19 protein-coding genes are annotated in these 20,940 nt (G+C 60.2%); 7 read left to right on the top strand and 12 right to left on the bottom strand.

Annotated elements, in window-relative coordinates:
* Positions 1–33: 33 nt before the first annotated feature.
* A complete protein-coding gene (gene mltF, locus HNQ83_RS09655; protein ID WP_175388729.1) occupies positions 34–1,494 on the top strand; it encodes a membrane-bound lytic murein transglycosylase MltF in 1,461 nt (486 codons plus the stop codon).
* 127 nt (positions 1,495–1,621) lie between these two features.
* Here the strand turns inward: mltF and pdxJ are convergent, their stop codons facing one another.
* The 8 genes from pdxJ to lptF all read right to left on the bottom strand — a co-directional run bounded on the left by pdxJ (position 1,622) and on the right by lptF (position 10,024).
* Positions 1,622–2,365, bottom strand: coding sequence for a pyridoxine 5'-phosphate synthase (pdxJ, locus tag HNQ83_RS09650; RefSeq protein WP_175388728.1), 744 nt, complete (start codon positions 2,363–2,365; stop codon positions 1,622–1,624).
* Between the two features lie 51 nt (positions 2,366–2,416).
* A complete protein-coding gene (gene recO / locus HNQ83_RS09645; RefSeq protein ID WP_175388727.1) occupies positions 2,417–3,100 on the bottom strand; it encodes a DNA repair protein RecO in 684 nt (227 codons plus the stop codon).
* Between the two features lie 152 nt (positions 3,101–3,252).
* Positions 3,253–4,155 (bottom strand): GTPase Era, encoded by a 903-nt coding sequence (gene era, locus HNQ83_RS09640; protein ID WP_007973959.1) that lies wholly within the window; start codon positions 4,153–4,155, stop codon positions 3,253–3,255.
* A complete protein-coding gene (gene rnc / locus HNQ83_RS09635; RefSeq protein ID WP_018927089.1) occupies positions 4,148–4,837 on the bottom strand; it encodes a ribonuclease III in 690 nt (229 codons plus the stop codon). Before rnc ends, era begins: the two co-directional genes overlap by 8 nt.
* A 184-nt stretch (positions 4,838–5,021) precedes the next feature.
* Complete coding sequence (gene lepB, locus HNQ83_RS09630) at positions 5,022–5,876, bottom strand: signal peptidase I (RefSeq protein WP_175388726.1); 855 nt, start codon at positions 5,874–5,876, stop codon at positions 5,022–5,024.
* A gap of 5 nt (positions 5,877–5,881) precedes the next feature.
* Positions 5,882–7,681, bottom strand: a complete 1,800-nt coding sequence (gene lepA, locus HNQ83_RS09625) for a translation elongation factor 4 (protein ID WP_175388725.1) — start codon at positions 7,679–7,681, stop codon at positions 5,882–5,884.
* 170 nt (positions 7,682–7,851) lie between these two features.
* Entirely contained in the window at positions 7,852–8,913 is a 1,062-nt protein-coding gene (gene lptG, locus HNQ83_RS09620) for an LPS export ABC transporter permease LptG (RefSeq protein WP_175388724.1), read from the bottom strand.
* Positions 8,906–10,024 carry an LPS export ABC transporter permease LptF gene (lptF, locus tag HNQ83_RS09615; protein ID WP_175388723.1) on the bottom strand — a complete coding sequence of 373 codons (1,119 nt, stop codon included), beginning with the start codon at positions 10,022–10,024 and terminating at the stop codon, positions 8,906–8,908. The genes lptG and lptF overlap by 8 nt, the downstream gene beginning before the upstream one ends.
* Before the next feature lie 391 nt (positions 10,025–10,415).
* Here lptF and HNQ83_RS09610 point away from each other — a divergent pair, with 391 nt between their 5' ends.
* The 3 genes from HNQ83_RS09610 to HNQ83_RS09600 are packed head-to-tail and all read left to right on the top strand — an operon-like array spanning position 10,416 to position 12,793.
* The gene (locus HNQ83_RS09610) at positions 10,416–11,906 is read left to right on the top strand and encodes a leucyl aminopeptidase (protein ID WP_175388722.1); all 1,491 of its coding nucleotides are present in this window, start codon (positions 10,416–10,418) and stop codon (positions 11,904–11,906) included.
* 60 nt (positions 11,907–11,966) lie between these two features.
* Positions 11,967–12,395: a DNA polymerase III subunit chi gene (locus HNQ83_RS09605; RefSeq protein ID WP_175388721.1), complete on the top strand. Its 429-nt coding sequence runs from the start codon at positions 11,967–11,969 to the stop codon at positions 12,393–12,395.
* Between the two features lie 8 nt (positions 12,396–12,403).
* Positions 12,404–12,793, top strand: a complete 390-nt coding sequence (locus HNQ83_RS09600) for a DNA polymerase III subunit chi (RefSeq protein WP_175388720.1) — start codon at positions 12,404–12,406, stop codon at positions 12,791–12,793.
* Between the two features lie 158 nt (positions 12,794–12,951).
* Here HNQ83_RS09600 and HNQ83_RS09595 read toward each other — a convergent pair whose 3' ends face one another.
* A complete protein-coding gene (locus HNQ83_RS09595) occupies positions 12,952–13,719 on the bottom strand; it encodes a sulfite exporter TauE/SafE family protein (protein ID WP_175388719.1) in 768 nt (255 codons plus the stop codon).
* Between the two features lie 185 nt (positions 13,720–13,904).
* Between HNQ83_RS09595 and xseA the strand changes: the two genes are divergently transcribed.
* Both xseA and HNQ83_RS09585 read left to right on the top strand, forming a co-directional pair.
* A complete protein-coding gene (xseA, locus tag HNQ83_RS09590; RefSeq protein ID WP_175388718.1) occupies positions 13,905–15,284 on the top strand; it encodes an exodeoxyribonuclease VII large subunit in 1,380 nt (459 codons plus the stop codon).
* 3 nt (positions 15,285–15,287) lie between these two features.
* The gene (locus HNQ83_RS09585; protein ID WP_175388717.1) at positions 15,288–16,109 is read left to right on the top strand and encodes a M23 family metallopeptidase; all 822 of its coding nucleotides are present in this window, start codon (positions 15,288–15,290) and stop codon (positions 16,107–16,109) included.
* A gap of 108 nt (positions 16,110–16,217) precedes the next feature.
* Here HNQ83_RS09585 and HNQ83_RS09580 read toward each other — a convergent pair whose 3' ends face one another.
* Positions 16,218–16,574, bottom strand: coding sequence for a hypothetical protein (locus tag HNQ83_RS09580; RefSeq protein ID WP_175388716.1), 357 nt, complete (start codon positions 16,572–16,574; stop codon positions 16,218–16,220).
* 393 nt (positions 16,575–16,967) lie between these two features.
* Here HNQ83_RS09580 and leuA point away from each other — a divergent pair, with 393 nt between their 5' ends.
* Positions 16,968–18,647 carry a 2-isopropylmalate synthase gene (gene leuA, locus HNQ83_RS09575; protein WP_175388715.1) on the top strand — a complete coding sequence of 560 codons (1,680 nt, stop codon included), beginning with the start codon at positions 16,968–16,970 and terminating at the stop codon, positions 18,645–18,647.
* 178 nt (positions 18,648–18,825) lie between these two features.
* Here the strand turns inward: leuA and HNQ83_RS09570 are convergent, their stop codons facing one another.
* Positions 18,826–19,617, bottom strand: coding sequence for an amidohydrolase (locus tag HNQ83_RS09570; protein WP_175388714.1), 792 nt, complete (start codon positions 19,615–19,617; stop codon positions 18,826–18,828).
* The gene (locus tag HNQ83_RS09565; protein WP_175388713.1) at positions 19,605–20,753 is read right to left on the bottom strand and encodes a pyridoxal phosphate-dependent aminotransferase; all 1,149 of its coding nucleotides are present in this window, start codon (positions 20,751–20,753) and stop codon (positions 19,605–19,607) included. Before HNQ83_RS09565 ends, HNQ83_RS09570 begins: the two co-directional genes overlap by 13 nt.
* Positions 20,754–20,940: the final 187 nt, after the last annotated feature.

The following is a 20,940-nucleotide window of genomic DNA, read 5'->3' as shown; positions in this document are numbered from 1 at the left end:
TGGCGCTCGTGGTCCTTTGCGTATACTGCGCAAATGTTTTCCCCAACGGCTTTGCGTCCGCGATACGCCAAATGGCTGATCGCAACCGGACTCTTCCTGGTGCTCAGTGGCTGTGTTGATAAACCCAACACCCTCGAGCGCGTAAAGGAGGATGGTGTGCTGCGGGTGGTCACCCGAAACAGCCCCGCCACCTACTTTCAGGATCGCAACGGTGAAACCGGCTTCGAATACGAGCTGGTGAAGCGCTTCGCCGACGATCTGGGGGTCGAACTGAAGATCGAGACCGCCGACAACCTCGACGACCTGTTCAATCAGGTGGGCAAGCAGAACGGCCCCGTGCTGGCGGCTGCCGGCCTGGTCAGCAGCGAAGAACGCAAGAAGCAGGTGCGGTTTTCCCACCCCTATCTGGAAGTCACGCCGCAGGTCATCTATCGCAACGGCCAGTCCCGTCCTACCGACGCGAAGGATCTGGTGGGCAAGAAGATCATGGTGCTCAAGGGCAGCACCCACGCCGAGCAACTGGCGCAGCTGAAACAGAAATTTCCCGGCATCGAATACGAAGAGTCCGACGCGGTCGAGGTCGTCGACCTCCTGCGCATGGTGGACGAAGGTCAGATCGACCTGACCCTGGTGGACTCCAACGAAGTCGCGATGAACCAGGTGTATTTCACCAACATCCGGGTAGCCTTCGATCTGGGCGACGCCAACAATCAGAGCTGGGCGGTGGCGGCGGGCGATGACAACAGCCTGCTCAACGAAATCAACGATTACCTCGACAAGGTCAAGAAAAACGGCACTTTGCAGCGCCTCAAAGACCGCTATTACGGGCACGTCGACGTCCTCGGCTACATGGGCGCCACGACCTTCGCCCAACACCTGCAGCAACGCCTGCCCAAGTACGAACAGCACTTCAAGGCGTATGCCAAAAAAGAGAAAGTCGACTGGCGCCTGCTGGCAGCCGTCGGTTATCAGGAATCCCTGTGGCAACCGGCCGTGACCTCCAAGACCGGCGTGCGCGGCCTGATGATGCTGACCCAGAACACCGCGCAGGCCATGGGCGTTTCCAACCGCCTCGACCCCAAGCAGAGCATCATGGGCGGCGCCAAGTACCTGGCCTACATGAAGGATCAGCTGGACGAGTCGATCCAGGAACCGGATCGCACCTGGTTTGCCCTGGCGGCCTACAACGTCGGCAGCGGCCATCTGGATGACGCGCGCAAACTGGCGGCCAAGGAAGGGCTGAATCCGGACAAGTGGCTGGACGTAAAGAAGATCCTGCCACGCCTATCGGAGAAGAAGTGGTACAGCAAAACCCGTTACGGCTACGCCCGTGGCGGCGAACCTGTGCATTTCGTGGCGAACATCCGTCGCTACTACGACATCCTGACCTGGGTCACGCAGCCGCAGCTTGAAGGCGATCAAGTGGCTGAAGGCAACCTGCACGTGCCGGGGATCGACAAGACCAAGCCCGCTCAGGAGCCGGCTCCGCTTTAAAGCCTTGGCCCATCAAAACTGTGGGAGCGAGCCTGCTCGCGAATGCGGTGCATCAGTCAAAGTTGATGTCGACTGATACCCCGCTTTCGCGAGCAGGCTCGCTCCCACAGTGGTTTATGTGTGTCTTTTAAGCTTTCGCAGCCGCCAGAATCAGCGCTTTCATCTCCGAAACAGCCGACTTGAAGCCGACGAACAACGCATGAGCCACCAGCGCGTGGCCGATGTTCAGTTCGTTGATGCCCTTGATCGCCGCCACAGCCTCGACGTTGTGATAGTGCAGGCCGTGACCGGCATTGACGATCAGACCCTGCCCCAGGCCGAATGCCACGCCATCGGCGACACGCTTGAGTTCTTCGGCCACTTCGGTCGGCGTCTCGGCGTCAGCGTAACGACCGGTGTGCAGCTCGATGGCTGGCGCGCCGACACGGCGAGAGGCTTCGATCTGCCGCTCGTCGGCATCGATGAACAGCGACACTTCAGCGCCGATCTTCGACAGACGCTCTACCGCTGCCTTGATCCGCGCCTCCTGCCCAGCCACGTCCAGGCCGCCTTCGGTGGTCAGCTCCTGGCGGGTTTCCGGCACCAGGCAAATATGCGCCGGACGGATACGTTCGGCGAACGCCATCATTTCTTCGGTGACGCCCATTTCAAAGTTCATGCGGGTTTGCAGCACGTCCTTGAGCAGCAGCACGTCGCGTTCCTGGATATGCCGACGGTCTTCACGCAGGTGCACGGTGATGCCGTCGGCGCCCGCCTCTTCCGCATCCAGTGCCGCCTTGACCGGGTCCGGGTAGCGAGTGCCCCGGGCCTGACGCAGGGTGGCAACGTGGTCGATGTTCACGCCAAGAAGAATGCGGGTGCTGGTGGTCACGGAAGCGCTCCAGAAGAAGGGAAAGTTCGGTGCACAGCATACACGGGGAATTTACGGCTTTCGAAACAACTCTCGAGAAACCAGAGGACGTCCACCCAAGTGAACGGCCAGCGCCTGACGCATCAGTCGCTTGGCAGCGGACAACGCACCGGGTGCGGACCAGTCGGCTTCCGCCATCGCCAACAGCTCGACGCCATTGAACAACCCCGGCTGCAGCAGATAAACCCGCTCCAGCCCGGCATCCACTTGCAAGCGGTAGAGACCGTCCGGGGCGATGGGCTCGCCATGAATATCCGCATTGAGGGCAAAGCCGTAGCCGAGGTCATCGAGCAAACGCCATTCGAATGAGCGCAGCAAGGGTTCCAACGGTCGCCCTTCGGCCAGGGCCAGCAACGTTGCGGCGTAATGATCGAACACACCGGGATGAGGGTCTTCGGCGGGCAACAGGCGAATCAATAGCTCATTGAGGTAGAGGCCACTGAACAGCGCCTCGCCATTGAGCCAGGTGGATACGCCGGCACTTTCCATGCGCCCGACATTCTTCAGTTCGCCACGCCCACGGAACTCGACTTCCAGCGGTACAAACGGCCGTGCCAACGTCCCGGCCTTGCCACGCGCACTGCGCAGCACCGCCCGCAACCGGCCCTGCGGTGTCAGGAAGTCCACCAACGCGCTGCTTTCGCGGTAGGCGCGGGAGTGGAGGACGTAGGCGGGTTGGCCGATTGGCTGGGACATGGAGCTCTCAGTGACAGATGCAGTGTTACAAGCAGCCAAAAACCACTGTGGGAGCGAGCCTGCTCGCGAAAGCGGTGTGACAGTCAACATCAATGCTGAATGTTACATCCTCTTCGCGAGCAGGCTCGCTCCCACAGTAGATCGATGTTGGCTTACAGGTCGCCGTAACCCAACGAACGCAGCGCACGCTCGTCATCGGACCAGCCACCCTTAACCTTCACCCACAGGTTAAGCATGATCTTGGAGTCGAACAGCAGCTCCATGTCCTTGCGCGCTTCGGTGCCGATGCGCTTGATGCGCTCGCCCTTGTCGCCAATGATGATTTTCTTCTGACCGTCACGTTCGACGAGGATCAACGCATGAATGTGCAGGGTTTTCCCCTGCTGCTTGAACTCTTCGATTTCGACGGTGATCTGGTAAGGCAGCTCGGCGCCCATCTGACGCATGATTTTTTCACGCACCAGTTCAGCCGCCAGGAAGCGGCTGCTGCGGTCGGTGATCTGGTCTTCCGGGAAGAAGTGATCGTTTTCCGGCAGGTGTTCGGCAATCACTCGCTCAAGCGCATCGAGGTTGTGCCCGTGCTGAGCCGAAATAGGGATGATCTGCGCGTTCGGCAGTTGTTCCTGCAACCAGGACAGGTGCGGCATCAGCTCGGCCTTGTCCTCGATGCGGTCGGTCTTGTTCAGCGCCACGATCAGCGGGCCAGTCACGTATTGCACGCGCTCCAGGACCATCTGGTCCTCTTCGGTCCACTTGGTGCGGTCCACCACGAAGATCACCACATCGACGTCTTTCAACGCCGCCGAAGCGGTCTTGTTCATGTAGCGGTTGAGGGCCTTCTCGCCACCCTTGTGCATGCCGGGCGTGTCGACGTAGATCGCCTGCACGTCGCCTTCGGTTTTGATGCCGAGCATGTTGTGGCGGGTGGTTTGCGGCTTGCGCGAAGTGATCGCCAGCTTCTGACCCAGAATGTGGTTCAGCAACGTGGACTTGCCCACGTTCGGACGGCCGACGATGGCAACATAGCCACAGCGAGTTGCGTTTGTATCAGTCATTGCCATTCTCCACACCCAGGGCAATCAGTGCTGCGGCGGCCGCTACCTGTTCGGCAATACGACGACTCACACCCTGACCTCGGCTTTTTTCATTCAGTAAGATGATTTCGCATTCGACGAAGAACGTCCGGCAATGCGGTTCACCCTGGATATCCACCACTTCGTAACGCGGCAGCTCGCAACCACGGGACTGCAGAAATTCCTGCAGGCGGGTTTTCGGATCCTTGTTGGTGTCGACCAGTGTCAGGCCTTCGAACTCGCCAGCCAGCCAGGCCAGTACGCGCTCGCGCGCCACTTCCATGCCGGCGTCCAGGTAGATTGCACCAATCAATGCCTCCAGGGCATCGGCCAGAATCGACTCGCGACGAAAACCGCCGCTTTTCAGCTCACCCGAGCCCAGGCGCAGGTATTCGCCCAGATCGAAACCACGGGCCAGCACGGCCAGGGTCTCACCTTTGACCAGGCGCGCGCGCAAACGCGACAACTGACCTTCGCGGGCCAACGGAAAGCGATCGAACAGCGCCTCGCCGGCGACGAAGTTGAGGATGGCGTCACCGAGGAATTCCAGGCGCTCGTTGTTACGCCCGGCAAAACTGCGGTGAGTGAGGGCCAGGACCATCAGTTCCTGATCCTTGAAGGTGTAGCCGAGCTGACGCTCGAGACGGCTTAAGGAGACGCTCACGGTTTACCCACGCTGAGTTCGTGGTTGGATTCCACCGCCATCGCCGGAAGTTGGCGCAGGCTTGGGACAATTAACGCTGTGTTCAAAAATAACGTCCTGAATATCGTTGGCTTCATGCTTCTGGTGCCCAATGTACCGGCTCCAGAAATGCATTCGGCGCTGTGTTCAACAGCGCCGTGTTTGATTACTGGATCAGGCCAACCCGCGAGAAATTCGGCAGGTGACTGAGTTTGGGTTCCGGCCAGCTCATCCAGACTGCAAAGGCCTTGCCGACGATATTCTTGTCGGGAACCATGCCCAGCAGATCCTTGGGAATGCTCGGATCATCCCAGTAGCGACTGTCGTTCGAGTTGTCGCGGTTGTCGCCCATCATGAAGTAGTGCCCGGCTGGCACGGTCCAGGTACGGTCCGGCGTGGCGCGGTAGCGACTCATTTCCTTGCGGATCAGGTGCTCGGCGACACCGAGTTTTTCCTTGTAGAGCTCGGCGCTGCCCAATGTGCCCGGCTCGGAACCGACCAGTTGCTCGGCGATCGACTCACCGTTGACGAACAGGCGCTTGTCGGCGGTGTAACGAACCTGATCGCCCGGCAGGCCAACGACACGCTTGATGTAGTTGACGTTCGGGTCGCTCGGATAACGGAACACCATCACATCGCCGCGTTGTGGCTCACCAACCTCGATGATCTTCTTGTCGATCACCGGCAAGCGGATTCCGTAGGAAAACTTGCTCACCAGAATGAAGTCGCCAACATCCAGGGTCGGTTTCATCGAGCCGGACGGGATCTGGAACGGCTCCACCAGAAACGAACGCAGCACCAGCACGATGAACAGCACCGGGAAGAACGACTTGCCGTACTCGACAAGCAGCGGCTCCTTGTTCAGCTTTTCGACCACCACCATATCGGGCTGGCTGACGCTGCCCTCATAGGAGGCAATGGCGGCCCGCCGACGCGGCGCCAGGAACAGCACATCAAGCAACGCCAACAGGCCGCAGACGAACACGGCGATGACCAGCAACAGCGGGAAATTTAGTGACATAGGACCTAACTATCCAACCTGAGCACGGCAAGGAAGGCTTCTTGTGGAATTTCCACGTTACCGACCTGTTTCATGCGTTTTTTACCGGCCTTTTGCTTTTCCAGCAGCTTTTTCTTACGGCTGACGTCACCGCCGTAGCATTTGGCCAATACGTTCTTTCTGAGTGCCTTGACGGTTGTACGCGCCACAATCTGACCGCCAATGGCGGCCTGGATTGCCACGTCGAACATCTGCCGCGGAATCAGGTCTTTCATCTTCTCGGTCAACTGGCGACCTTTGTAGTGCGAGTTGTCACGGTGAACGATCAGCGCCAGGGCGTCGACCTTGTCACCGTTGATCAGCACGTCCAGTTTCACCAGGCTAGCCGATTGGTAACGATCGAAATGGTAGTCCAGAGAAGCATAGCCGCGACTGGTGGATTTCAGGCGATCAAAGAAGTCCAGCACCACTTCGTTCATCGGCAGGTCATAGGTCACTTGTACCTGGGAGCCGAGGAACAGCATATCGACCTGTACGCCACGTTTTTCGATGCACAGGGTAATGACGTTACCCAGGTGCTCTTGCGGCACAAGGATATTGGCGCGCACGATCGGCTCGCGCATGTCTTCGATGGCCGACAGGTCCGGCAGCTTGGACGGGTTATCGACGTAGATCGTCTCACCGGTCTTGAGCAGCAATTCGAAGATTACCGTCGGCGCCGTGGTGATCAGGTCCAGGTTGTATTCGCGCTCCAGGCGCTCCTGGATGATTTCCATGTGCAGCATGCCGAGGAAGCCGCATCGGAAGCCGAAGCCCAGAGCGTCGGAGCTTTCCGGCGTGTATTGCAGCGACGAGTCGTTGAGGGTGAGCTTTTGCAGCGCCTCGCGGAAGTCTTCGAAGTCGTCGGAGCTGACCGGGAACAGGCCGGCGTAAACCTGCGGCTGGATGCGCTTGAACCCCGGCAGCACGTCGACGTCCGGCGTCGCGCTCAAGGTCAGGGTATCGCCCACTGGCGCACCGTGAATGTCCTTGATGCTGGCGATGATGAAGCCCACTTCACCGGCCTTCAGGTCGGCGGTAGGGGTGTGTTTCGGGTTGAAGACACCGACGCTGTCCACCAGGTGGATCTTGCCGGTGGACTTGACCAGGATCTTGTCGCCCTTCTTCACGCGACCGTGGCGCACACGCACCAGGGACACAACGCCCAGGTAGTTGTCGAACCAGGAGTCGATGATCAACGCTTGCAGCGGATCTTCGATGTTACCGGTCGGCGCCGGAATGGTGGTCACCAGGCGCTCGAGCACTTCATCGACGCCCAGACCGGTCTTGGCAGAGCAAGTGACCGCGTCGGTGGCATCGATGCCGATGATTTTTTCGATTTCTTCCTTGACGCGGTCCGGATCGGCCTGCGGCAGGTCGATCTTGTTCAGTACCGGCATCACTTCCAGGCCCTGCTCGATCGCCGTGTAGCAGTTGGCAACCGACTGTGCTTCCACGCCCTGACCGGCATCGACCACCAGAAGCGCACCTTCACAGGCCGCCAGCGAGCGGCTGACTTCGTAGGTAAAGTCAACGTGGCCGGGGGTATCAATGAAGTTGAGCTGGTAGTTGATACCGTCTTTGGCTTTGTAATAGAGAGTAACGCTGTGAGCCTTGATGGTGATCCCGCGCTCACGCTCAAGGTCCATGGAGTCCAGTACCTGGGCTTCCATTTCACGCTCGGCCAGGCCGCCGCACATCTGGATGAAACGATCGGCCAGCGTCGACTTGCCATGGTCAATGTGGGCGATGATGGAGAAATTGCGGATATGACTCAAATCACTCACGGATCAACACTCAAAAAGGCTGCAGGCATAGCCCGCCGAAAAATAGCCGGGAATTGTACCTGATCCACGGCGCAAGCGTCACGTTCGCAGGTCAGACGGCACGTACAAAAACGCCCCGGTCTTGCGACAGGGGCGTTTTTTTGACTCGAAAAACCGGGAAAACCCCGCCCTCAACCGGCGCGACGCAACAACCAGAGGCCGGCCAGGGCACAAACACTGGCCGGCACCAGGACCGCAAACAGCGGCGAGAAACCGAACACCAGGCTCGAAGGCCCGAGCAAATCCTGGGCGATGCGGAAGGTGAACCCCACCAGCACACCGGTAAATACCCGCTGACCGAGGGTCACGGAGCGCAGTGGGCCAAAGATGAAGGAAATCGCCATCAGCACCAGGGCAGCGGTGACCAGCGGCTGCAACACCTTGACCCAAAATGCCAGCCAGTAACGGCCATTGTTCAATCCCTGGTCCGCCAGGTAGTGGATGTACCCCCACAGGCCACTGATCGACAGTGACTCAGGCGCCATGACCACCGTACTCAGCAATTGCGGGCTCAACGCCACGTCCCAGCGCTCGACCGGAGCGCTGACCACTTCGGTGCTCTTTTCATGGAACACCGTGGTCGTGACATCGCTCAACTGCCAGTGATCCTTGTCGAACTCTGCACGCTTGGCGAAGCTCGACGACAGCATGTGCCGCTGATCATCGAAGCGATAACGGGTCACGCCGTACAACAAACCGTTGGGTTGCACGGAGTTGACGTGAATGAACTCGTCGCCCTGACGGTGCCACAGGCCGTGCTTGGCGCTTTGCGCATCGCCACTGCCCTGGGCCAGCGAACGGTTGGCCTGGGCGATGCTTTCCGTAGCCGGCGCGACGTACTCGCCGATCAACACCCCCACCACCATCAGCACCAGCATCGGCTTCATCACCGCCCAGACGATCCGCCCGACCGATACCCCGGCTGCACGCATGATGGTCAGCTCGCTGTTGCTAGCCAGGCTGCCGAGACCGATCAGGCAACCGATCAGCGCCGCCATGGGCAGCATGTCGTACAGCCGGCGCGGCGCGGTCAGCAAGACGTAACTCAGGATATCGACCAGGGTGTAGGTATCGCTGACTTCGCCCATCTCGTCGATAAACGCGAACAAGGTCGCCAGGCCGAGAATAATCCCCAGCACCGCCAGGATCGCCATGAACACACTGCTACCGATGTAGCGGTCGAGCTTAACCACGGGCCACCTCCAGCGCGCTGCGGCGACTCGCCATCTTCAAGCGCAACGGTTCCCAGTAGAGCAAGCCCAGTCCAATGACCAGGAAGATCCCGTGTACCCACCACAGACCCAGCGCCGGCGGAATCTTGCCCTTTTCGAGGGCGCCGCGAGCGGCAATCAGGATGGTCAGGTAAGCCATATACAGAAGAATCGCCGGCAGCAGCTTGAGGAAACGGCCCTGGCGCGGATTGACCCGCGACAGCGGCACCGCCATCAAGGTCACGATGAACACCAGCAGCGGCAGAGACAGTCGCCATTGCAGCTCGGTACGGGAACGGATGTCATCGCTGCCCAGCAAGGACGCGGTGGTCATGGCATCGCGATCGGTCACCTCATCACTGACATCGGGTTTGGGCAGCAGTACGCCGTATTCTTCGTACTTGATCGCCCGGTAATCGGCTTGCCCCGGATTGCCGTCATAACGGTAGCCGTTGTCGAGAATCAGGTAGCGATTGCCGTCAGGGCGAATTTCCTGACGACCCTTTTCTGCCACCAGCACAGAGATCCCGCGGTCTTTCTTGTCGGAACTGACGTTCTTTTGCGAAATGAACACGCCCCCCAGATTGATGCGGTCATCCGACAACTGCTCGGTATACGTCACCCGGGTACCGTCGCGCAGCGCCTGGAAACGACCTGGCTCCAGGGTATCGAACTCGGTCAGGGCATCCTGCTTGTTCAGCAGCAGCTGGAATTGATTGGCACCTTGTGGCGCCAGGCTCAGGCTCAACCATGCAACCACCAGTGCAACCAGTGTGGCCGGGAACAGCGTCATGCGAAACAGGCGTTGCTGACTCATGCCAGTGGCCGAGAGCACGGTCATTTCACTTTCGAGGTACAGGCGACCGTAGGCCAGCAGGATCCCGAGAAACAGGCCCAGAGGCAGGATCAGTTGCAGGAAGCCCGGCAGGCGAAAGCCCATGATCAGGAACAGCGAACCCGGATCCAGTTGGCCCGAGGCTGCTTGCGCGAGGTACTTGATGAAACGTCCGCTCATGATGATGACCAGCAACACGGCACTGACGGCGCTCAAGGTCAACAGGACTTCGCGGGATAGATAACGGAAGACGATCAAACCAGACACTCCAGGGTTGTCAGGCTAAGGCGGCCAAACAAGCAAGCACATCAGACAGCCCGCAAGGCAGGGCTGCCGAAAAAGATGGCGCATTATCCTGTGATTGCGTCCGCCTGTCACTGCGCAATGCATGGAAACGCCTGTAGGAGCGAGCTCGCTCGCGATGGTCGTCAACGATAACGCGCAAAGCCTGAAACCCCGCGGCGGTCTCGGGTTCTTCGCAAGCAGGCTCGCTCCTACAATCGTACGCCCGAGGGTTGTCAGGCGCCGGTAGCGAGGTTCAAACTGCGGCCTTCGTCGCCGATCGGTATTGGCGCCTCTATTTATAAAGCAAGCGACGCAGAACACTGTCGAGCGCTTGCGAGTTGACCATCAATTCAGGGACCCGGACATGGAACTGGTTGTAAAAAGCGTTAACCCGGAAACGTTGAAGACCGCCACGCTAGTGGTCGCCGTCGGCGAAGGCCGCAAGCTAGGTGCTGCCGCCAAACAACTCGACGAACTCAGCGGTGGCGCCATCAGCGCTGTTCTCAAGCGCGGTGACCTGGCCGGCAAAGTGGGCCAGAACCTGTTGCTGCACAGCCTGCCGAACCTGAAAGCCGAACGCGTGCTGCTGGTCGGTGTTGGCAAGGACGAAGAACTGGGCGACCGTCCATTCCGCAAAATCGTCGCCGGCGTACTCAACACCCTGAAAGGCCTGGGCGGCAGCGATGCGGTACTGGCCCTGGACGAAATCGTGGTCAAGGGCCGCGACAGCTATGGCAAGACCCGCCTGCTGGCCGAAACCCTGGTGGATGGCGAATATCAGTTCGACCAGTTCAAAAGCCAGAAAGCCGAACCGCGTGCCCTGAAGAAAATCACCCTGCTGACCATCAAGGCTGCCCAGGCTGAAGTGCAACGCGCCGTGACCCACGCCACCGCCATCGCCAACGGCATGACCTTCACCCGCAACCTGGGTAACCTGCCGCCAAACATCTGCCACCCGACCTTCCTCGGTGAGCAGGCGAAAAACCTCGACAAGGAATTCAAGGATCTGAAAGTCGAAGTCCTCGACGAGAAGAAGATCAAGGCGTTGGGCATGGGCTCGTTCTACGCCGTCGGCCAGGGCAGCGCCCAGCCGCCGCGCCTGATCGTCATGCAATACAACGGAGGCAAGAAATCCGAGAAGCCGTACGCACTGGTCGGCAAGGGCATCACTTTCGACACCGGCGGCATCAGCCTCAAGCCGGGTGCCGGCATGGATGAAATGAAGTACGACATGGGCGGTGCCGCCAGCGTATTCGGTACGCTGCGTGCCGTGCTTGAACTGAAGCTGCCGATCAACCTGGTGTGCATCCTGGCCTGCGCCGAGAACATGCCGAGCGGCAACGCTTCGCGCCCAGGCGACATCGTCACTACCATGAGCGGCCAGACCGTGGAAATCCTCAACACCGACGCCGAAGGCCGCCTGGTGTTGTGCGACGCCCTGACCTACTCCGAGCGCTTCAAGCCGCAAGCGGTGATCGACATCGCCACCCTGACCGGTGCCTGCGTGGTTGCACTGGGCTCCCACACGTCGGGCCTGCTGGGCAACAACGACGAACTGATCGGTCAACTGCTGAGCGCCGGCAAGGCTGCCGACGACCGCGCCTGGCAACTGCCGCTGTTCGATGAGTACCAGGAGCAGTTGGACAGCCCGTTCGCCGACATCGCCAACATCGGCGGCCCGAAAGCCGGCACCATCACCGCTGCCTGCTTCCTGTCGCGCTTCACCAAGAACCTGAACTGGGCGCACCTGGACATCGCCGGCACCGCCTGGACCAGCGGCGGCAAGGACAAGGGCGCCACCGGCCGTCCGGTTCCCCTGCTGACCCAATACCTGCTGGACCGCGCCAAAGCCTGAAACCGATGAACCTGGACGGCGTCGCTTGCGGGCGACGCCGTTCAAGGCTCAGGAACCGCAATGACCAAAGTCGACTTTTATATCCTGCCCAGCGCCGATCCTTCGGCACGCCTGGATTTCGCCTGCAAGCTCACCGAAAAAGCCTGGCGCATGGGCCACCGCGTCTACCTGCACTGCAGCGATGCCGCCCAGCGCGACGATCTCGATGCACGCCTGTGGGCGTTCAAGGGCGAAAGCTTCGTGCCCCACGGTCCCGCCGAAAGCGAACCGGACAGCTTGATCGTGCTGGGTGTTGGCGATGACTGCGGTCAACACCAGGATTTGCTGGTCAACCTCGACCTGAAGATCCCGGCATTTGCCCAACGCTTCGCCCGCGTGGCGGAAGTGGTGGTCGAGGACCCGGTGATCCGCCAGGCCGCGCGGGAGAGTTTCCGTTTCTACCGCGAACAGGGCTATCCTCTGCAAGATCACCGTTTACAGCGACTCTGAGCATTCCGATGGACACTCCAAAACCGCTGCAAAAGCCTGCGCAACTGCTGGACGACCTTGAGTCGATCCGCCAATTGCTCGGCGATGAAAACCTGCAACCGCCGCTGCTGACCGACACGGTCGAAACCGGTGACCAGGAACAGATTCCCATGCTGTTCGACACCGTCAGCGAACCTGTGCTGACCGTCGAGCCGACACCTCCCAAGCCCGCCGCCGAACCGGCGCCGAGCGCCAGCAAGAACGCCGACGCCTTGCTGTACCTCGACAGCGAACTGCGCGCCGCCGCGCAATTGATCATGCAAGACGTGATCGACGACTTCGCACCCCACATCGAAACCGAAATCAAACGCCGCCTCAGCGCGCGGCTTGAGCGGTTGTTGAGTCAGTACAACGACTGAAGCCTGTTGGATTGGGCCGCTTTTATTGAGGGTTTGTGGCGAGGGGATTTATCCCCGTTGGACTGCGCAGCAGTCCCATCTTTTGGGGCCGCTACGCAGCCCAACGGGGATAAATCCCCTCGCCACAGAAGTCCCCATCAGATGGAAACCCTCGGTGCTCAGGTGCTCATGTAGCGCCCAATCAACGCAATCCCGCTCGCCAACACCAACCACGTCACCAACCGCACAAAGGCCTCGCGCGATAAACGCCTGGTCAACCGCCGGCCGACCCAGAGCCCCAGCGCCATGGCCGGCAGCAAGCACAGCGCCAGCATCAGCAAAGGCAACTCGGCGTACACCCCCGCAACAGCAAACAGACTCAACCGCACCACCGTGCTGCAACTGATCAGCGCGCTTTGGGTCGCCCGCGCTTCATCCTTGGGTAGTCGACTGTTCAGATAGATCGCATACAAAAAACCACCACTGCCAAACAACGCACCGAACATCCCGCCCACGGTGCCCATCGGCAACGCCCAACCGGAGGACAGTTGCGCCGGCCGGGTCTTTATCCACAGGCTGTAAATCGCGTAGGCACTGATAAACAGCCCCATCAACAGCAGTAACAAATCGGATTTCAGATTCAGGAGGAAAATCACCCCCAGAGTGCACCCCACCGCCATGCAAGGCAGCAGCCGCAACAGCTCCGGCCTCGCCACATCCTTTCGCGATGGCAGCAGATTGCCGAACGCCGCGATGAAATCCAGCAGCACCAGCAATGGCACGATTTTCGACAATGGTATGAACAGGATAAGAATCGGCCCGGCCACCAATGCCGTACCGAACCCGGCGATGCCGAACACGATGTACGCCAGGGCGATGCCGGCCCCGATCACCAGCCAGTCCACTGCGCCAAAGGGCCATTGGCTCAACAACTCAAGCACGTTCAATTCCCCCATCTTCCTTGAATACCGCCGACGACTTTACCCCTGTGGGAGCGAGCCTGCTCGCGAATACGGATTAACCTTCAACACTGCAGCGACCGGCACTACGCTTTCGCGAGCAGGCTCGCTCCCACAAGGGATTTGCGCGGACTCATGGAGATTGATCATCGAATGCCTTTAAACTGCGTCCCATGATTAAAGATCCCTTTGCAAGACTCGGCCTGGACCGCGAAGTACTGACCGTCAGCCAGCTCAACGGCCGTGCGCGGGTGTTGCTTGAAGACGTGTTCAGCAATATCTGGGTCGAAGGCGAAATCTCCAACCTCGCCCGCCCGGCATCCGGCCATGTGTATTTCACCCTCAAGGACAGCGGCGCCCAAGTGCGATGCGCACTCTTCCGGCAGAACGCCGCACGGGTACGTCAGGCGCTGAAGGACGGCCTGGCGGTCAAGGTGCGGGGCAAGGTCTCGCTGTTCGAAGGACGCGGCGATTACCAACTGATCCTCGACACCGTGGAGCCGGCCGGCGATGGCGCGTTGCGCCTGGCCTTCGATGCCTTGAAGGAAAAGCTCAGCGCCGAAGGCCTGTTCAGTGCCGAGCGCAAAGTTCCGCTGCCGGCGCATCCGCAACGCATTGGCATCATCAGTTCGCCCACCGGCGCAGTCATCCGCGACATCATCAGTGTGTTCCGCCGTCGCGCACCGCAGGTGCAGTTGACGCTGATTCCCACCGCCGTGCAGGGTCGCGAAGCCACCGCGCAGATTGTCCGCGCATTGAAACTGGCAGATGCCCGTGGTTTCGATGCATTGATCCTGGCCCGTGGCGGCGGCTCCCTGGAAGACCTCTGGTGCTTCAACGAAGAAGCCGTGGCCCGCGCCGTGGACGCCTGCGTGACGCCGATCGTCAGCGCCGTCGGCCATGAAACCGATGTGTCGATCAGCGATTTCGTCGCCGACGTTCGCGCCCCCACGCCTTCTGCCGCCGCCGAACTGCTGGCACCGGATTCCAGCGATCTGGTGCGCCGGGTCGAGAGCCTGCATCGCCGACTGGTGATGCGCATGCGCGACCGCCTGATGCGTGATCGGCTGCGCCTGGAGGGCATCTCTCGCCGCCTGCGTCATCCTGGTGAACGCCTGCGTCAGCAAGCGCAACGCCTGGACGACCTGGACATGCGCCTGCGTCGCGCCTTCGAACGCAGCCTCAACACCCGCCGCGAACGGCTGATCCGCTTGGAAACCCGTCTCGCCGGCCAGCATCCGGGCCGCCAACTGGCGATGCTCCGCCAACGCCTCGACAGCCTCGCTGAACGCTTGCCCCGGGCCATGCGCGAGGGTTTGAAAAGTCGTCGCCTGCAACTGCAAAGCCAGATGCAGACGCTGCATGTGGTCAGTCCCCTGGCGACCCTCGGTCGTGGCTACAGCATTTTGCTGGACGAGCGCGGCAACGCGATCCGCAGCGCCAGTCAAACCCATACTGGCCAGCGCCTGAAGGCCAAATTGGGTGAAGGCGAACTGCAAGTGCGGGTCGAAGACAATCACCTGACACCCGTCACCCTTTCTCTACTGGATTGATCCATGCCGCGCCTTTTAGCTTCGCTGCTGTTGTTGTGCCTGACGTTCAACGCCCACGCCGACAGTTACATCACGCGCCTGTTGAACAAACCCGTGCCGGGCGGCGTGGCCGTGGTGGACCTTGGCGCCGCCGCGCAAGCGCCGAAGGCCAGCTATCAGGGCAAACCGGTATTGGTCGTCAAAGAACAGAACAACTGGCTGGCGATTGTCGGCGTGCCGCTGACGGTGAAGCCGGGGGCCCAGTCCATCAGCAGCGGCGGTCGCAGCCTGGGGTTCACCGTCGGTAACAAGAAATACCCGGAACAGCGCATCACCCTGAAAAACACCCAGCAGGTCAATCCTGACCCGGACAATCTCAAGCGCATCGAGCGTGAACTCGCCGAGCAAATCGCCGCCTACCGCACATTCAGTCCGAACACCCCGAGCAACCTGCTGTTGGACAAACCGGTCAACGGCCCGTTGTCGAGCAAGTTCGGCGTGCGTCGTTTCTTCAATGGCGAAGAGCGCAATCCTCACTCGGGCCTTGATTTCGCCGTGCCAGCGGGTACGCCGATCAAGACTCCAGCGACGGGCAAGGTGATCCTGATCGGCAATTACTTCTTCAACGGTAATACCGTGTTCGTCGACCACGGTCAGGGCTTCATCAGCATGTTTTGCCACATGTCGAAGATTGATGTGAAAGTTGGGCAGCAATTGGCTCGAGGTGCGGTGGTTGGCAAGGTCGGCGCCACTGGCCGGGCGACCGGACCGCATATGCACTGGAATGTCAGCCTGAATGATGCTCGGGTGGATCCGGCGATTTTTATCGGGGCGTTTCAGCCTTAGGTTTTCGGAGAGGCTGATGGCCTCTTCGCGGGCAAGCCCGCTCCCACAGGTTTTCGGTGATCCTTGTGGGATCGAGCCTGCTCACGAAGACGGCAGCACTGACGCCGCCTATTCAGCTTCCAAGTCCTGAATTCCATGGACTTCCCGGTCCGCCAGACAATGCCTGACCCACTCCTGAGTCTCCACTGAAAACCAGGTCAACTCCTCCGCCGTGATCAATTCCCGCGCACACAACCCAAGCAAGTGCGACCGAGCCTCATGGCGTGAAAACCTGAAGACGCCAAACGCCCAATACAGCTCTTTTTGCCCAGCCTTCAGTAACTCCTCGCTGGCGTCGATCCGTTCGTAAGGCGCGATATTCTTGTCCAGCACGATTTTTTCGACGTCGGTCATGATCCGCGTGCACATCCGCTCATGGGCCACCGGACGTAATACGCAATACTGTTTCCAATCGGACTCGTTCATCGCCGTCTCCCACTTGCCAGTCGAGGCTTTAAAGAAGAATAGCCCCCGCCGCGAGGAGCCGGCGCTCAAACCGCCGATTGCGCATCGCTCAAACCTTGCGCAAACAACCTGAAGATCAGGCTCGCACAGAGCAATAAAATCTCGATAAACAGACGCTGGCGAGTATTCCTCTCAATTTTTTTCGACTGCTTGCCATCCTATCCCTCGGCGGTTAGGGTTGAAGGCATGAAAACCTCTCACACCCTCATTCAGCTCCGTCAGCACCGCAGTTTGTGCCTTGTCAGCGCACGACTGCCGGGCTGAATCCTGGTGCCTCGTCCTACGCGTTTCCCCAAGAACATTTGATCCACCGGCAGGCCGCCTTTTTTCGGCCCACACAATAAGGATTTCCCGATGAGCATGCTCAAAGACCCGTCTTCGAAATACCGCGCGTTCCCGACCATCGATATCCCGGACCGCACCTGGCCGTCGAAAACCATCACCGCCGCGCCAATCTGGTGCAGCTCCGACCTGCGTGACGGTAACCAGTCGCTGATCGAACCGATGGACGCCGTCAAGAAGCTGCGCTTCTGGAAAACCCTGGTGCAGGTCGGCGTGAAAGAAATCGAAGCCTCTTTCCCGTCCGCTTCGCAAACCGATTTCGACTTCGTCCGCACCCTGATCGAAGACGGCCATATCCCGGACGACACCACCATCCAGGTATTGACCCAGGCACGTGAAGATCTGATCGCGCGTACTTTCGAATCCCTGCGTGGCGCGAAAAAAGCCATCGTTCACCTGTACAACGCCACTTCTCCTTCTTTCCGCCGCATCGTCTTCAATCAAGACTATGCAGGGGTCAAGGAAATCGCCGTGAACGCGGCCAAGCTGTTCGTCAAATATGCCGCCCAGCAGCCGGAAACCGAGTGGACCTTCCAGTACTCCCCGGAAACCTTCAGCGCCACCGAACTGGAGTTCGCCAAGGAAGTCTGCGACGCCGTGATCGAAGTCTGGAACCCGACGCCCGAGCGCAAGATCATCCTCAACCTGCCGGCCACCGTCGAATGCGCGACCCCGAACATCTATGCCGACCAGATCGAATGGTTCGGCCGTCACATCAACCGTCGTGACAGCGTGATCATCAGCCTGCACACCCACAACGACCGTGGCACTGGCGTAGCCGCCACCGAGCTGGGCCTGATGGCCGGCGCCGACCGTGTCGAAGGCTGCCTGTTCGGCAACGGCGAGCGCACCGGTAACGTCGACCTGGTGACCGTAGCCCTGAACATGTACACCCAGGGCCTTGACCCGCAACTGGACTTCTCCGACATCGACGGCGTGCGCAAGGTCGTCGAAGAGTGCAACCAGATCCAGGTTCACCCACGCCACCCATACGTTGGCGACCTGGTTCACACTGCGTTCTCCGGCTCCCACCAGGACGCGATCCGCAAGGGCTTCGCCCAGCAGAAATCCGATGCCCTGTGGGAAGTGCCTTACCTGCCGATCGACCCGGCCGACATCGGCCGCAGCTACGAGGCGGTCATCCGCGTCAACAGCCAGTCGGGCAAGGGCGGCATCGCCTACCTGCTGGAACAGGAATACGGCATCAGCTTGCCGCGTCGCATGCAGATCGAATTCAGCCAGGTCGTGCAGCGTGAAACCGATCGTCTGGGCCTGGAAATGACTGCCCAGCAAATCCATGCCCTGCTGCACAGCGAGTACTTGCAGGCCAACACCCCGTACGCGCTGGTCAGCCATCGCCTGCAGGAAGAAAACGGCCACAGCGCCGTCGAAGTGGAAGTGGCCAGCAAAGGCCAGGGCGAAACCAACCTGCACTGGCGCGGCAAGGGCAATGGCGCCCTGGAAGCCCTGGTCGCGGGTCTGCCGATTCCGGTGGAGATCATGGACTACAACGAACACGCCATCGGCGCAGGCACCAATGCCAAGGCCGCGGCCTACATTGAACTGCGTGTGAACGGCGAGCGTGCGGTACACGGCGTCGGCATCGACGAAAACATCACCACCGCCAGCTTCAAGGCCCTGTTCAGCGCGCTGAACCGCTCCCTGAGCCAGCCGGAAGCGAAAGCGGCGTAAGTCTTCGCTGCAATGCAAAAGGCCCCGGGGTGCGAACCTCGGGGCCTTTTTGTTTGCCTGTCATTTTTTGTAGTGCCTATCATGCCCTCTTCGCGAGCAGGCTCGCTCCCACAGGTGAACGCATTCCAATGTGGGAGCGAGCCTGCTCGCGAAGGGGCCCGCTCAGGCAGCGGAAGTCTCAGGTAAATTCGAAAGTATCCGCATCCAGATTCGCCGGAAACCTTGTGCGATACGCCGCCAATTCCGCCGCATCCAGCACCACCTTGAACACACCGTCCGCCTCCCCCGCACTGAGCAATGTCTCACCCTGGAAATCCAGCACCTGACTGTCACCGGTATAGGCAAAGCCTTTGCCATCAGTCCCGATGCGATTCACCGCCGCGACGTAGCAAAGGTTCTCGATCGCCCGTGCCGGCAACAAACGGTTCCAGTGCTGGCGTCGTGCGCCCGGCCAGTTGGCGGTATACAGGAGAAGGTCCGTGTCCTGGGCGTCGCGGCTCCACACCGGGAAGCGCAGGTCATAGCAAATCAGTGGTCGCACTCGCCAGCCCTTGAGTTCGAACTGCACCTGACGCTCGCCGGGGGTGTAGTGGTTGTGTTCGCCGGCCATGCGGAACAGGTGACGCTTGTCGTAATGCAGCACCTCGCCGTCCGGCCGCGCCCACAACAGACGATTACGATGGCTGCCATCGGCGGCCTGAATGATCACGCTCCCGGTGATCACTGCATCAAGCTTGGCCGCTTGAGTCCGCAGCCATTTACTGGCGGGGCCGTTTTCCGCCTCCGCCAGCGTCTCGGACTCCATGGAGAACCCGGTGGTGAACATCTCCGGCAGGATGATCAGATCCGCGCCACGCGCCTGCTCCAGCAGCGGCTCGAAATGCTCCAGGTTAGCCTGCCGGTCGTGCCAGGCCAGGGTCGTCTGGACCAGTGCAACCGTCAGCTTCGGCAACGCACTCAAATCACGCATAGTTTCTCCGCCGCTTCACGCAGGGTCTCCTCGCGTTTGGCAAAACACAGCCGCACCAGGCGCTGGCCGACCGGTGGCGTCTGGTAGAACACCGAGATCGGGATGCTGGCAACGCCATGCTCGCGAGTCATCCACAGGGCCATCTCGACATCATTGAGGTCCGGGCGGATCTGCGAGTAATCGACCAACTGGAAATAGGTGCCGGTCACCCGGGTGAAACTGAAGCGCGACGGCGCCAGCAGATCACAGAACAGATCACGCTTGGCCTGATAGAAACCCGGCAGCTCTTCGACGTGCTCGGGATGCTCGGCCATAAAATCGGCCAAGGCATATTGCAGCGGCGTCACACCACAGAAATTGACGTACTGGTGCACCTTGCGTAATTCCGCCGTCAGGGCCGGCGGTGCGATCACATAACCGGTTTTCCAGCCGGTGACGTGGTAGGTCTTGCCGAACGAGCTGACTACGAAAGCACGCTGATACAGCTCTTCATGGGCCAGCACGCTGACGTGAGGCACGCCGTCATACACCAGGTGCTCGTAGACTTCGTCGCTGATCACATAAATGTCGCGATCACGGATCAACGCTGCCAACTGATCGAGTTCGGCACGGCTGATCAGCGCACCACTAGGGTTGTGCGGGGTGTTGAGAATGATCATCCGCGTGCGCGGGCTCAGTGCCTGAGCAAGCTTCTCGAAGTCGATACTGAAATCGTTCAGCCCCAGTTGCACGTGCACGCAACGACCACCGGCCAGCTCTACCGAAGGTTCGTAGCTGTCGTATGCCGGGTCAAATACGATGACTTCGTCACCGCTGTGGATAACCGCCTGAATGGCACAGAAAATCGCCTCGGTCGCGCCGGGGGTGACCGTCACTTCAGTATCCACATCCACCTGCGCGCCATAACTGCGGGCGATCTTCGCCGCGATCTGCTGACGCAACACCGGCAGCCCGGTCATTGGCGAGTATTGATTATGGCCGCTGGCGATATGCCGGCCGACCGCATCGCACAGGGCCTGCGGGGCCGCGAAATCGGGAAAACCCTGGGACAGATTGAGCGCGCCGGTCTGAGCCGCGAGCTGAGACATCTGAGTGAAAATAGTGATGCCGACATTCGGCAGCTTACTGGTGATCATCGGTGATTCCCTGCTCTACACCCGGCTCTACGGCGGCACGGGAGAGCCCGAGGATAGCCCAAACCGCAGGCATGAAAAAGGGCGCCATTGGCGCCCTTCTTCTCGACCTACCCTGTGGGAGCGAGCCTGCTCGCGAAGGCGGTGTGTCAGCCGCGATAAACGTTGACTGACAGATTGCATTCGCGAG

It is taken from the genome of Pseudomonas sp. C2B4 (assembly GCF_013359695.1).
Taxonomy (GTDB): domain Bacteria; phylum Pseudomonadota; class Gammaproteobacteria; order Pseudomonadales; family Pseudomonadaceae; genus Aquipseudomonas.
Note: the sequence above shows the minus strand (reverse complement) of the source record. Positions and strands in the feature narration are given on the sequence as shown.